At 67.2% G+C, this 12,507-nt stretch carries 10 protein-coding genes; 9 read left to right on the top strand and 1 reads right to left on the bottom strand.

The genetic code is table 11. The features are described 5' to 3' along the window. Positions 1–2 precede the first annotated feature (2 nt). The 9 genes from eccB (at position 3) to eccD (ending at position 10,946) form a co-directional block, all read left to right on the top strand. Entirely contained in the window at positions 3–1,481 is a 1,479-nt protein-coding gene (gene eccB, locus MELE44368_RS10915) for a type VII secretion protein EccB (RefSeq protein WP_128108496.1), read from the top strand. Then, a complete protein-coding gene (eccCa, locus tag MELE44368_RS10920; RefSeq protein ID WP_128108497.1) occupies positions 1,478–3,709 on the top strand; it encodes a type VII secretion protein EccCa in 2,232 nt (743 codons plus the stop codon). The genes eccB and eccCa overlap by 4 nt, the downstream gene beginning before the upstream one ends. After that, positions 3,706–5,466, top strand: coding sequence for a type VII secretion protein EccCb (gene eccCb, locus MELE44368_RS10925; protein ID WP_128108498.1), 1,761 nt, complete (start codon positions 3,706–3,708; stop codon positions 5,464–5,466). The genes eccCa and eccCb overlap by 4 nt, the downstream gene beginning before the upstream one ends. Before the next feature lie 168 nt (positions 5,467–5,634). Beyond that, complete coding sequence (locus MELE44368_RS10930; RefSeq protein WP_128108499.1) at positions 5,635–5,928, top strand: PE family protein; 294 nt, start codon at positions 5,635–5,637, stop codon at positions 5,926–5,928. A gap of 49 nt (positions 5,929–5,977) precedes the next feature. Next, positions 5,978–7,252 carry a PPE family protein gene (locus MELE44368_RS10935; protein ID WP_276050632.1) on the top strand — a complete coding sequence of 425 codons (1,275 nt, stop codon included), beginning with the start codon at positions 5,978–5,980 and terminating at the stop codon, positions 7,250–7,252. Between the two features lie 86 nt (positions 7,253–7,338). Beyond that, the gene (locus MELE44368_RS10940; RefSeq protein ID WP_046753024.1) at positions 7,339–7,641 is read left to right on the top strand and encodes a WXG100 family type VII secretion target; all 303 of its coding nucleotides are present in this window, start codon (positions 7,339–7,341) and stop codon (positions 7,639–7,641) included. Positions 7,642–7,667: 26 nt separating this feature from the next. Further along, positions 7,668–7,955 (top strand): WXG100 family type VII secretion target, encoded by a 288-nt coding sequence (locus MELE44368_RS10945; RefSeq protein WP_128108501.1) that lies wholly within the window; start codon positions 7,668–7,670, stop codon positions 7,953–7,955. Positions 7,956–8,043: 88 nt separating this feature from the next. Next, positions 8,044–9,420, top strand: a complete 1,377-nt coding sequence (locus MELE44368_RS10950; protein WP_128108502.1) for a MinD/ParA family ATP-binding protein — start codon at positions 8,044–8,046, stop codon at positions 9,418–9,420. Further along, the gene (gene eccD / locus MELE44368_RS10955) at positions 9,417–10,946 is read left to right on the top strand and encodes a type VII secretion integral membrane protein EccD (RefSeq protein ID WP_128108503.1); all 1,530 of its coding nucleotides are present in this window, start codon (positions 9,417–9,419) and stop codon (positions 10,944–10,946) included. The genes MELE44368_RS10950 and eccD overlap by 4 nt, the downstream gene beginning before the upstream one ends. A gap of 88 nt (positions 10,947–11,034) precedes the next feature. Here the strand turns inward: eccD and MELE44368_RS10960 are convergent, their stop codons facing one another. Continuing rightward, the gene (locus tag MELE44368_RS10960) at positions 11,035–12,417 is read right to left on the bottom strand and encodes an acyl-CoA dehydrogenase family protein (RefSeq protein ID WP_128108504.1); all 1,383 of its coding nucleotides are present in this window, start codon (positions 12,415–12,417) and stop codon (positions 11,035–11,037) included. Between the last annotated feature and the right edge of the window lie 90 nt (positions 12,418–12,507).

Here is a 12,507-nt window from a genome sequence, read left to right on the forward strand (position 1 = left end):
TCATGGCGAGTTTCCGGCTTACCACCAAGGTTCAGGTCAGCGGATGGCGGTTTCTGCTGCGCCGTGTCGAGCATGCGATCGTGCGTCGCGATACGCGCATGTTCGACGATCCGCTGCAGTTCTACAGCCGCGCGGTGTCCACCGGGGTCATCGTGGCGGTGTTGATCTGCCTCGGCGCCGGACTGCTGGCCTACTTCAAGCCCCTCGGAAAGCGAGGCAGCGACACGCTTTTGGTGGACCGCACCACCAACCAGCTGTATGTGGTGGTCCCGGGCGGCGGACAGCTGCGTCCGGTCTACAACCTGACGTCGGCGCGTCTGGTACTGGGCAACGCGGGTACCCCCGTGGCGGTGAAGTCCGACGAGCTGAACCGGATGCCAAAGGGACAACCGATCGGAATCCCGGGCGCGCCATACGCCACCCCGATCGGTGGCGCCGACTCGACATGGACTTTGTGCGATACCGTCACCAAGCCGGAGAGCGTCGCCCCCAGCGTGGCCACCTCGGTGATCGTGCGGCCGCTGCTGACCGACTCCTCGGTCGGACCCGTGCGCGCCGACCAGGGCGTGCTGGTGTCCTTTGAGAACGACAACTGGCTGATCACCAAGGACGGCCGCCACGACATCGACCTCGCAGACCGTGCCGTCACGTCGGCTGTGGGTATACCGGTGACCGCCAGGGCGACACCGATCTCGGAGGGCCTGTTCAACGCGCTGCCGAATGCCGGGCCATGGCGACTTCCCCAGATACCGCGCGCGGGTGAGCCCAACACCGTTGGGCTGCCGCCGAATCTGGTGATCGGCGCTGTCTTCACGGCGCTGACCGAAGACGGTGAGCAGCATTTCGTGGTGCTTCCCGACGGCCTGGCGCGGGTCAACGACACGACCGCGGCGGCGTTGCGTGCCACCAACTCCTATGGCTTGGTCGCCCCACCGTCGGTGGAGGCGAGCGTCGTCGCCAAGATTCCGGAGCACGTCTTCGCCTCACCCCTGGCCGACCAACCGCTGGACATCCTGTCGCGCGAGGACTCGCCGACGCTGTGCTGGGCTTGGCAGCGTGAGCCCGGCGACCAGGCCCCGAAGACCACGGTGATCGCCGGGCGGCACCTGCCGATCCCGTCGTCGGCGATGAACAGCGGAATCAGCCAGATTGGCGGTGATGCAACAATTTACATCGACGGCGGTAAGTACATCCGCCTGCAGTCACCGGATCCGCGGTACGGCGAAAGCCTGTACTACATCGACCCTCAGGGCGTGCGCTACGGTCTGCCCGACGAGGAGGTCGGCAACGCCCTTGGGTTGTCAGGCCCGACGAACGCGCCCTGGCAGGTGGTGGGCATGCTGGTCGACGGGCCCGTGCTGACGAAACAGGCTGCGCTGCTCGAACACGACACGTTGCCGCCAGATCCCAACCCACGCAGTGCCGATGGCGGCACGCCCCGCGGCGCGCAACCGGCGTCGAACACCGGAGGCGGCGGATGACCACCAAGAAGTTCGCCCCGATCATCAAGCGCGGCCCGCGGTTGACGCCCGGCGAAATCAACGTCGCGCCACCGGACGACCTCGGCGTCGACATTCCGCCGTCGGGCATCCAGAAGGCGCTGCCCTGGGTGATGGGCGGCGGCATGCTCGGGATGATCGCCATCATGATCTTCACCGGCATCCGCCAGCTGTCGCCGTACATGCTGATGATGCCGCTGATGATGGTGATGGCCACGGTCGGCTTCATGGCTGGCGGTGGGCCCGGCGGCAAGCGGGTGCCCGAGATCAACGCCGACCGCAAGGAGTACCTCCGCTACCTGGCGGGCCTGCGCACCCGGGTGACCTCATCGGCGGCCGCGCAGGTCACATTCTTCAACTACCACGCGCCTCATCCCGAGGATCTGCTGTCGATAGTGGGCACGCACCGGCAATGGTCGCGCACCGTCAGTGCGGACTTCTACGCCGCGACCCGGATCGGTGTCGGCTCCGAGCCCGCCGTCGACCGGCTGTTGAAGCCCGCGGTCGGCGGTGAACTCGCCGGTCCGCAGGGCGCCCCGCAGCCGCACCTCGAGCCGGTAAGCCACATGTGGGTGACGAAATTCCTGCGCACGCACGGGCTCATTCACGAATGCCCAAAGCTGTTGCAGTTGCGTACTTTCCCGACTATCGCCGTCGGCGGCGATCCGGAAGGCGCTGCCCGATTGCTGTCCGCGATGATCTGCCATCTCGCCGTGTTCCATCCGCCGGACCTGCTCCAGATCCGGGTGCTCACCGATAACACCGAAGACCCGAACTGGGCATGGCTCAAGTGGTTACCGCATGTTCAGCATCAAAGCGACACCGACGCCGCAGGGCCGACCAGAATGGTGTTCACCCGGCCCGACGGGCTGAGTGACCTGACCGCACGAGGGCCGCACACTGCCGATGCGACACCGAGCGGCCCCTATGTCGTCGTCGTCGACCTCACCGGGGGCAGAGCCGGCTTCCCGGTCGACGGACGGGCCGGCGTCACGGTCATCACGCTCGGCAACCACCGCGGCTCGGGCTACCGCATCCGGGTGGCCGACGACGGCACCGCCGACGACCGGTTGCCGAACCAGACGTTCCGGCTGGTGACCTCGGCGTCCGACGGGATGACGCCGGAGCAGGCCACTCGCGTGGCACGCAAGCTGGCTGGCTGGTCCATCACCGGCACCATCATCGACAAGAGCGTGCGCGTGCAGAAAAAGGTGGCCACCGAGTGGCACCAACTCGTCGGTGCGCAGACGGTGGAGGAGGTGACGCCCAGTCGGTGGCGCATGTTCAGCGATGCCGACCGCGACCGGCTGCGTATTCCGTTCGGTCACGAGCTCAAGACCGGCGACATCATGCACCTCGACATCAAGGAGGGTGCAGAGTTCGGCGCCGGCCCACACGGGATGCTCATCGGCACAACAGGTTCGGGCAAGTCCGAGTTTCTCCGCACTCTGATCCTGTCGTTGGCGGCGACTCACCATCCCGACCAGGTGAACTTGCTGCTGACCGACTTCAAGGGCGGCTCGACGTTCCTCGGAATGGAGAAGCTGCCGCACACCGCCGCGGTGGTGACCAACATGGAGGAGGAAGCCGAGCTGGTCAGTCGCATGGGGGAGGTGCTCAGCGGTGAACTCGACCGGCGCCAATCGATCCTGCGCCAGGCGGGCATGCAGGTCGGCGCGGCCGGCGCGTTGTCCGGCGTTGCCGAGTACGAGAGGCATCGTGAGCGGGGCGCGGACCTTCCGCCGCTACCAACACTTTTCGTCGTGGTCGACGAGTTCGCCGAACTGTTGCAGAACCACCCGGACTTCATCGGCCTCTTTGACCGGATCTGCCGGGTGGGCCGGTCACTGCGGGTGCACCTGCTGCTGGCCACCCAGTCGTTGAACACAGGCGGAGTCCGTATCGACAAACTCGAGCCGAACCTCACCTATCGGATCGCGCTGCGTACCACCAGCTCGGCTGAATCCAAGGCGGTGATCGGGACTCCGGAGGCGCAGTACATCACCAACAAGGAAAGCGGCGTCGGGTTCCTGCGCGTCGGCATGGAGGATCCGGTCAAGTTCCACAGCGTCTATACCGGCGTGCCTTATGTGCCGTCGGCACCGGAACAGGACGACGGCGCCGCCAAGCCGCGCGTTCACACCCCGACCCAGCCCCGAATTCACCGGTTCACCACCGCACCGATCTTCGACACGGCGGGCACATCATGACCGTCCAGCCCGATCACCGAGTGCTGCGCGAGGTAGTCCTCGACCAGTTGGCCACGGGTGAGATCCGCGCATACCGAATGTGGTTGCCGCCGTTGGCCGATCCGGCGCCGGTCAACGAACTCATCGAACGCGACCACCAACGCCGGCCACTGCGCTTCGGGCTGGGCGTCATGGACGAACCCCGGCGTCACCGCCAGGAAGTCTGGGGCGTCGACGTGTCGGCCGCGGGCGGCAACATCGCCGTCGGAGGAGCGCCGCAGACCGGCAAGTCCACCTTTCTGCAAACGCTGATTCTGTCGGCCGCTGCATCGCACACCCCGCGGCAGGTGCAGTTCTACTGCGTGGACCTCGGCGGTGGCGGCCTGATGTATCTGGAGGACCTGCCGCACGTTGGCGGGGTCGCGACGCGTTCTGAACCGGACCGAGTGAACCGTGTGGTCGCAGAGATGAAAGCCATACTGCGACAACGGGAGACAATGTTCAAGCAGTACCGTGTCGGCTCCATGGCCGCGTACCGGGAGATGCGCGACGATCCCGCCCATCCCGCCGCCGCCGACCCGTTCGGCGATGTGTTCCTGGTCATCGACGGTTGGCCGGCGTTCGTCGCGGAGTTCAGCGACCTCGAACCGATCGTCCAGGACCTCGCCGGGCAGGGCTTGGCGTTCGGCGTGCACACCGTGATCTCCACGCCACGCTGGACCGAGTTGAAGGCCCGTGTCCGTGACTATCTGGGCACCAAGGTGGAGTTCCGGCTCGGCGACGTCAACGAAACGCAGATCGACCGGATCACCCGCGAGATCCCGACCGACCGGCCCGGCCGGGCGGTGTCGATGGAAAAGCACCACCTGATGCTGGGGGTACCCCGTCTCGACGGCGTGCACAGCGCCGACAACCTGGTGGCTGCCATGTCCGAGGCCGTACGGCACATCAAAGCGCAGACGACCGAGCAGGCTCCGCGGGTGCGGGTCCTGCCCGAACGGATCTACCTGCATGAGCTCGACCCGGATCCGCCCGGACCCGATGCCGACTACCGCATCCGGTGGACGGTGCCGCTAGGTGTTCGGGAAGCGGATCTGTCGGTGGCCTACAACAACATGAACATGACGCCCCACCTGCTGATCTTCGGGGCGCCGAAGTCTGGAAAGACGCGCATCGCGCACGCCGTGGCCCAGGCGATCTGCGCACGCAACAGCCCGCAGCAGGTGCGGTTCATGCTGGCTGACTATCGTTCGGGTCTGCTCGACGCGGTGCCCGACAGCCATCTTCTCGACGCCGGAGCGGTCAACCGCAACAACGCGACGCTCGAGGAGGCGATCAAGGCACTGGCCATCAACCTCAAGAAGAGGTTGCCTCCACCGGACCTGACGACGGCCCAGCTGCGGGCGCGATCGTGGTGGAGCGGTCCCGACGTGGTGTTGCTGGTCGACGACTGGCACATGATCGTGGCCGCCAGCGGTGTGGTGCCGCCGATGGCGCCGTTGTTTCCGCTGCTGCCTGCGGCCGCCGATATCGGCCTGCACATCATCGTGACCTGTCAGATGAGCCAGGCGCACCGGGCCACCATGGACAAGTTCGTCGGGGCCGCCTACGGCGCAGGTACGCCCACGATGTTTCTCTCCGGCGAGAAGCAGGAGTTCCCGTCAAGTGAGATCAGGCTCAAGAAGCGACCTCCTGGGCAGGCTTTTCTTGTCAGCCCCGATAACAAGGAGGTGATTCAGGCGGCCTATGTGGATCCGCCGGAAGAAGAAGTGTCATGAGCACCCTTTGGACGTGGTTAAGATGTAGCCATACGTTCTCCAGCAAACTTCATTCTTTGGTGCTGGCAAAGGGGTCGGGGACGGCTTCCCGGATGCTGTGGCCACCATCGCTCGCGGCCGCACAAGACAATATCCTGCGCATTCCATCCAGGTGAGGAGACATCGCAAATGCAACCAATGACGCACAATCCGGGGGCCGTCGGAATCGGCGCGCAGGTAGTCGCCAACGGCGCGCGCGGCCTTGCCGCCGGCACGACGGCGTCGGCAGAGGTCACCGCGATGGTGCCCGCGGGAGCCGACGAGGTGTCCGCGCAGGCGGCACTCGCGTTCGCCGCCGAAGGCGTCGAAACCCTCGCGATGAATACATTTGCGCAGGAAGAGATGGCTCGTGCCGGTGCGGCCTACATGGAGATCGCGGGCATCTACACGGCCGTCGACGGCGCCAACGCCGCCGACTTCTGACGACTGACGCCACTCGATGAGGACGCACTAGACGATGTTCTGGCACGGAATGCCGCCAGAGCTGAACACTGCGCGGCTGATGGCCGGCGCCGGCCCGGCGCCGATGCTGCAGGCCGCCGCAGGGTGGGAAGCGCTGGCGGTGTTCCTGGAAACGCAGGCCGACGAACTGGCCGCGAGCCTTGCTGCGTTGGCGTCCGCGTGGAGTGGTTCGGCGAGCGAACGTGCCGTTGCCGCAACCATGCCGATGGTCATCTGGCTAAGAACTGTTTCGGCCCAGGCGCAGAAGCGGGCGCTCCAGGCGACGGCGCAGGCGAACTCCTACAACCTCGCGATGGCGACCACTCCGCCGCTGCCGGAGATCGAGCAGAACCACATCACTCACGCCGTGCTGGAGGCCACCAACTTCCTTGGCGTCAACACGGTTCCGATCGCGGTGAATGAGTTCGACTATTTCGTCCGGATGTGGAACCAGGCGGCTGGCACCATGGACGTCTACCAGGCCGAGACGGCGCTGAACATCTTGTTCGAGCCGATCATGCCGATGAAGCCGATCGTCATCCCCGGCGTCGGCGAAGGCGCCGCCTCTGCTGCGCTCGGCCAGGCCGCCACCATGGCGCCAGGGGCCGCCGTTCGCAACGCCGCGATCGCGCAAGTCGGCGCCCAGGCCAGCGTCGAGTCCGCTGGCCTCCAGACCGGTCGCGCTGTGTCGCAGGCAAATCAGGCTGCGGTACACGCCGAAGGTCAGGCACAGCGGACGCAGAACGCCCATCAACTCGGGCCGCAGGACGCGATGCAGCAAGGCATGCAGACGGGCATGCAGATGGGGGCTCATCTGGGCTCGACGCTGGCTCAGCTGCCGCAGCAGGCCGGCCAGATGGTCATGCAGCCGATGCAGCAACTCACCCAACCGCTGCAGCAGGTGACCTCGATGTTCGGCCAGTTCGGCAGCTTGGGCGGCAGTGACAAGGCGCAGATGGGGTTGATCGGCGCGGCCCCGCTGTCCAACCACCCGTTGGCGGGCGGCTCCGGGGCGGGCGCAGGAGCGGGTCTGGTTCGGGCCGCGTCGCTACCCGGAGCCGGCGGCACTGGGACACGAACGCCCTTGCTGGCCAACTTGATCGGAGAAACCAAACCGGTCGCGGTGTCACCCGGCGCAACGGCCGGGGCGGGTGTCGCGGGGGTGGCACCCGTCGGCGCGGGGGGCGGAATCGGGCCGTTGGGCGCGATGGGCCAACGCGGCACCAGCGGCGGCTCCAAGCAGGGTTTGAAGGCGCCGTCGGTGCTGCCGCAAGACCTCGGTGAAGAAGAAGACGACGACTGGTAGTCGTCCACATGAACTTCCCGGCTGTCCGGCCGGAAAGACTCGCCATCTGTTGGTGAGGACACGCAGAAAAAGAAAGAGTATCCAGCATGGCACAGATGAATACCGATGCCGCTGTCCTCGCCAAGGAGGCAGCCAATTTCGAGCGGATCTCCGGTGAGCTCAAGGCCGTCATCTCGCATGTCGAGTCCACCGCCGGTGCGCTGGCCGCGCAGATGGTGGGCCAGGCAGGCACTGCCGCGCAGGCGGCGCTGGCGCGCTACAACGAGGCGGCTGCGCGCCAAATCCAAGAGCTCAACGACATTTCGGCCAACATTCACACGTCCGGCATGCAATACACCGCGACCGACGAAGACCAGGCCGGCATCGTCGCGGGCGCAATGGGCATCTGACCACCAACGAGAAACGGAGCACAGACATGACAGAACAGGTGTGGAACTTCGCCGGTATCGAAGGCGGGGCAAGCGAGATTCAGGGGGCCGTGGGCCAGACCGCCGGCCTGCTGGACGAAGGCAAGGGATCGCTCGCCGCGCTGGCCGCGGTCTGGGGCGGTTCGGGTTCGGAGGCCTATCAGGCCGTCCAGATGCGTTGGGACGGCACATCTGCCGAGCTCAATGCGGCGCTGCAGAATCTGGCGCAGACGATCAGTGAGGCCGGTGCGACCATGGCCCAGACCGAAGCCGGCGTTACCGGGATGTTCGCCTAACACGACGGTGCGCGCAGGTGGGCAGGCCCGTCCTTACGGCTCTCGCCCACCGCGCGTGTCCGACGTATCGAAACGTTAAGAGGTATCCATGTCGGCCGATTATGACCGGCTTTTCCGCTCTCAGAGCGATGCTGTGCAGACAGCGGACCAAGCAGCTGATCGTGACGCTGCTCCCGCGGACGCGACGTTTATCAGTGGCCCTGGCCGCAGTGAGGTGACGCCGCCCGCGATGCCCATCTCGAGCCTGACACAGACGGCGCCGCCGCCGCCGGCGCGCGAAACCGAGATCACCGCCCAAATGCCGCCCACCAGGACGACGCCCCCGCAGGGTCAGGCCCACGGGATGATGCGGACACCGAATGCCGAGGCGCACACCGGCGCCCGCCACGAACAACCGCGGACCGCCCCTACACCACCGCCGCGGCCCGCACCGGTGCCCGCACCGACGCAGCATTTTGCCGAAACCCATTCGGACACCGCCGGCGGAGGCCGGTTGGGCCAGCCGACGCCCACCTCCGCGGCGAGCATTGGCAACCATCGCGCCATTGACGCGCTGTTGCACGTCGGGGTGAAGTCGGCGGTCAAGATGCCACCGCAACGAGGCTGGCGGCATCTGCTGTACGTGTTGACCCGGATCAATCTGGGTCTGTCGCCCGATGAGCTCTACGAGATGGAGCTACACCACCGAATCCGGCGAAACGCCAGGGACTCCTATCAGATCGGCGTCTTCGGCCTCAAGGGCGGGGTCGGCAAGACCGCCGTCACCGTCGCGCTCGGCTCGGCGCTGAGCAGGGTGCGCGGCGACCGGATTCTGGCGATCGATGCAGATCCAGACGCCGGGAATCTGGCCGACCGTGCCGGACGCCAGTCGGCCGCGACTGTCGCCGACCTGCTGGCGGACAAAGAGTTGGCACGCTACAACGACATTCGCGCGTACACGAGCATGAACGCGGCAAATCTGGAGGTGCTGTCATCGGAGGATTACAGCGGCGCGCGCCGCGAGTTCAACGACGACGACTGGAAAGGCGTGACCGACATTGTGTCGCGCTACTACAACCTCGTGCTGGCCGACTGCGGGGCCGGGCTCTTCCCGCCCGCTGCTCGCGGTGTGCTGTCGACGGTGTCGGGCCTGATCATCGTTGCGAGCGCGTCGATCGACGGTGCCCGGCAGGCCGCGGTGACGATGGATTGGTTGCGGCAGAACGGATATCAGGATCTGCTCGGCCGCTCGTGCGTGGTGATCAACCATGTGGTGCCGGGTAAGCCCAACATCGACGTCGACGATCTGGTGGCACAGTTCGAGCGGCATGTCTCGCCGGGCCGCGTCATCGTGTTGCCATGGGACAGGCACATCGCGGCGGGCACCGAGATCCAGCTCGAACTGCTCGGCAAGACGTTTCAGCGCCGCATCGTCGAGTTGGCGGCGGCACTGTCCGATGACTTCGACAGGCTCGAACGTCGGTGACCTCCACCGCCGCCGCAACATCCACCTCCGGCGTCGCACCGGGCCGGCCGTCGACGACGCGCGTGACGATCCTGACCGGCCGACGGATGACCGACCTCGTGTTGCCCGCGACGGCGCCGATCGAGAGCTACATCGACGAGACGGTTTCGGTCTTGGCGGAGCTCCTCGAGGACACTTCCAAGGACGTGCTGGCAGGGTTCGACTTCACGGCGCAGGGGGTGTGGGCCTTCGCCCGGCCGGGCGCTCCGCCACTGAAGTTCGATGAATCGCTCGACGACGCCGGAGTGGTCGACGGCTCGCTGCTCACGCTGGTCTTGGTCAGTCGCACCGAGCGTTACCGCCCGCTCGTCGAGGACGTCATCGATGCGATCGCCGTGCTCGACGAGTCGCCGGAGTTCGACCGAGGCGCGTTGAATCGTTTTGTCGGCGTGACGATTCCACTGGCAACGCTGATGGTGACCGTGATGACGCTGGTGACATGGCGTCAGACCGGAAACGGCTGGTGGTGGGCGGCGGCGCTCGGCGTGCTGGGCCTGGGTCTGCTGGGTGGCAGTGCGATCGCGACCAACCGGTATCGGAACCTCGACGCGGCGGAGAGCCTGTTGGCGGCCGCATTGCCCGCGTTGGCGGGCGCGGCGGCGCTGGCGGTGCCGTTGCCCCGTGGCTTCGATTCGTGGGGTGCGCCGCAGGCGGCGGGCGCGGCGGCCGTCGTGTTGTTGGTGACGCTGGCTTCCCGCGGCGGACCGCGCCGACGAGCCGAGCTGGCGGCGTTTCTGGCGGTCACGTCGCTGGCGTCGGCCGCGGCGGCCATCGCGTTCGGATACGGCTGGGCGTACTGGGCCGCGGCCGGCGCCATCGCGTTCGGGCTGATCGTCGTGACCAACGCGGCGAAGCTGACGGTGGCGGTGGCACGGATCGCGTTGCCGCCGATCCCCGCGCCCGGGGAAACGGTGACCAACGACGAGTTGCTCGACCCGGTGGCCACCTCCGACCTGACCGGCGAGGAGTCACCGACCTGGCAGGCGATCATCGCCTCGGTTCCCGATTCCGCGGCCCGCCTGCACGAGCGCAGCGAGTTGGCGAAGCGCCTGTTGGTGGGGTTCGTGACCGCCGGTGCCCTGGTGCTGTCTGCCGGTGCGATCGGCGTTGTGGTGCAAGGGCACTTCTTCGTGCACAGCATGATCGTCGCCGGGTTGGTCACCACGATCTGCGCGTTTCGCTCGCGGCTGTACGCCGAGCGCTGGTGCGCGTGGGCGCTGCTGGCCGCGGCGGTGCTCATTCCGACCGGTGTGATGGTCAGGCTGGTTCTGTGGTACCCCGACAAGGCCTGGCTGGTGCTGAGCCTCTACACGGCCGCAGGGATCGTCGCGCTGATCGCCATCGGCGCGACGGCGGGGGTGCGGCGGGTGTCTCCGGTGACCAAGCGGATCCTCGAACTGCTGGACGGAGCGGCGATCGCGGCGGTGATACCGCTGCTGTTGTGGATCGCGAGCGTGTACGACGTGCTGCGTAACCTGCGGTTCTAGCGCGGCACAGCGATGTCTGCAGAGGGTCGTTAGCCCACGCGGCGGATTCACAACCCTGCTGCAGAGGTCGGCGAAACGACGCAGCCGGTCACTTACGCGGCGGGCGCAGCACGTTCATCGCGAGCCGCATGACCGGCGCGGGCACCCGGTCCTTGGCGGCCAGCGCGGCGTCGGCGGCGCGACCGCGCAGCGGGGTGCCGCGCCCGAACATCTTGTTGAACGGACCGCCGGTCGGCTCGAGGTCGAAGTGCAGCGGCGGCTTGCCGTCGGCGGCGCCGAGCGCGTTGGAGATCACGATCCGCTGAATCTCGCTGGTGCCCTCGAAGATGGTGTACAGCTTGGCGTCCCGGTACCACTTCTCGACCGGATGGTCCTTGATGTAGCCCCAGCCGCCCATCGTCTGGATCGCGCGTTCGGTGGCGCGGACGGCGACCTCGCTGGCGGCCATCTTGCACATCGAGCCCTCGCCGCGCTCGAATGCCACCCCGCTGGCCGCCATCCATGAGGCGCGCCAGGTGAGTAGCCGGGCCCCGTCGATCGCGGCGGCCAGCTCCGCCAGCGGGAACGCGATGCCCTGGTTGTCGATGATCGGCGAGCCGAACGCCTCGCGCCGGTTGGCGTACTCGGTGGCGTATTCCAAAGCGGCCCTGGCGATCCCGAGCGCCTGCGCGGCGACCATCGGGCGGGTCTGCTCGAAGGTGCCCAGCGTCGCCGAGCCGGAGTGCTTGGCGCCCTCGACGGCTTCGCGGGCCTTGGCCAGCTTGTAGTCGAGCTTCTCCTGCCCGCCGAGCAGGTTATCGGCGGGGACACGCACGCCGTCGAACCTCAACTCCGCGGTGTGCGACGCGCGGCAGCCGAGCTTGTCGAGCTTGCGCACCATCTCCAGGCCCGGGGTGCCGCCGGGGACGATGAACAGCGCCTGCCCCTTGTGCCCGAGTTCCTCGTCGACGACGGCGTTGACGACGTGCACGTTGGCGATGCCGCCGTTGCCGATCCACATCTTGTGCCCGTCGATGATCCAGTCGTCGCCGTCGCGGTGGGCGCGGGTGCGCAGGTTGCGCACGTCGCTGCCGCCCTCGGGTTCGGAGATCGCCAGCGCGGCCAGCTTGAGATCGCCAGGGGTGCCGAAACATTCGGGCGCCCACTGCAGCATCTGCTCGGGGGACGCGGCCTGACCGATGGCTGAGAGCGCCAGCGCGGGCATCACCACGGCCAGCCCGATCCCGGCGCAGCCCCAGAACAGCTCCTCCATGAACATCGGCAGCGACAGCCCGGTCGGATCGCCGATCAGGTCGCGGTAGAACAGCGGGCTGTAGAACCCGCGGGTCGCCGCCTCCTCCAGGACCGGCCAGGGGAACTCCTGGCGCGCGTCGTAGTCGGCGGCCACCGGGCGAACGACCTCGGCGGCGAACTCGTGCGTTCGTCGCGCCAGGTCGTGCTGCGCCTCGGTCGGGGCGATGTCGAAGCCCATCGAGGGCTGGATTAGCCATCCGGAACCGCCGCGAAACCCACCGGGCGCAATGTCCGCAATGACAAAGCCCCCGGATGCTAGGGGGAGACA

Source organism: Mycolicibacterium elephantis DSM 44368, assembly GCF_004014805.1.
Lineage (GTDB): Bacteria > Actinomycetota > Actinomycetes > Mycobacteriales > Mycobacteriaceae > Mycobacterium > Mycobacterium elephantis.

What these genes read in the sequence shown, in the direction of transcription:
- MELE44368_RS10960 (WP_128108504.1), bottom strand. Translation starts at nt 12,417, where the DNA reads ATGGGCTTCGACATCGCCCCGACCGAGGCGCAGCACGACCTGGCGCGA.
- MELE44368_RS10940 (WP_046753024.1), top strand. Translation starts at nt 7,339, where the DNA reads ATGGCACAGATGAATACCGATGCCGCTGTCCTCGCCAAGGAGGCAGCC.
- MELE44368_RS10930 (WP_128108499.1), top strand. Translation starts at nt 5,635, where the DNA reads ATGCAACCAATGACGCACAATCCGGGGGCCGTCGGAATCGGCGCGCAG.
- eccB (WP_128108496.1), top strand. Translation starts at nt 3, where the DNA reads ATGGCGAGTTTCCGGCTTACCACCAAGGTTCAGGTCAGCGGATGGCGG.
- MELE44368_RS10935 (WP_276050632.1), top strand. Translation starts at nt 5,978, where the DNA reads ATGCCGCCAGAGCTGAACACTGCGCGGCTGATGGCCGGCGCCGGCCCG.
- eccCa (WP_128108497.1), top strand. Translation starts at nt 1,478, where the DNA reads ATGACCACCAAGAAGTTCGCCCCGATCATCAAGCGCGGCCCGCGGTTG.
- eccCb (WP_128108498.1), top strand. Translation starts at nt 3,706, where the DNA reads ATGACCGTCCAGCCCGATCACCGAGTGCTGCGCGAGGTAGTCCTCGAC.
- MELE44368_RS10945 (WP_128108501.1), top strand. Translation starts at nt 7,668, where the DNA reads ATGACAGAACAGGTGTGGAACTTCGCCGGTATCGAAGGCGGGGCAAGC.
- MELE44368_RS10950 (WP_128108502.1), top strand. Translation starts at nt 8,044, where the DNA reads ATGTCGGCCGATTATGACCGGCTTTTCCGCTCTCAGAGCGATGCTGTG.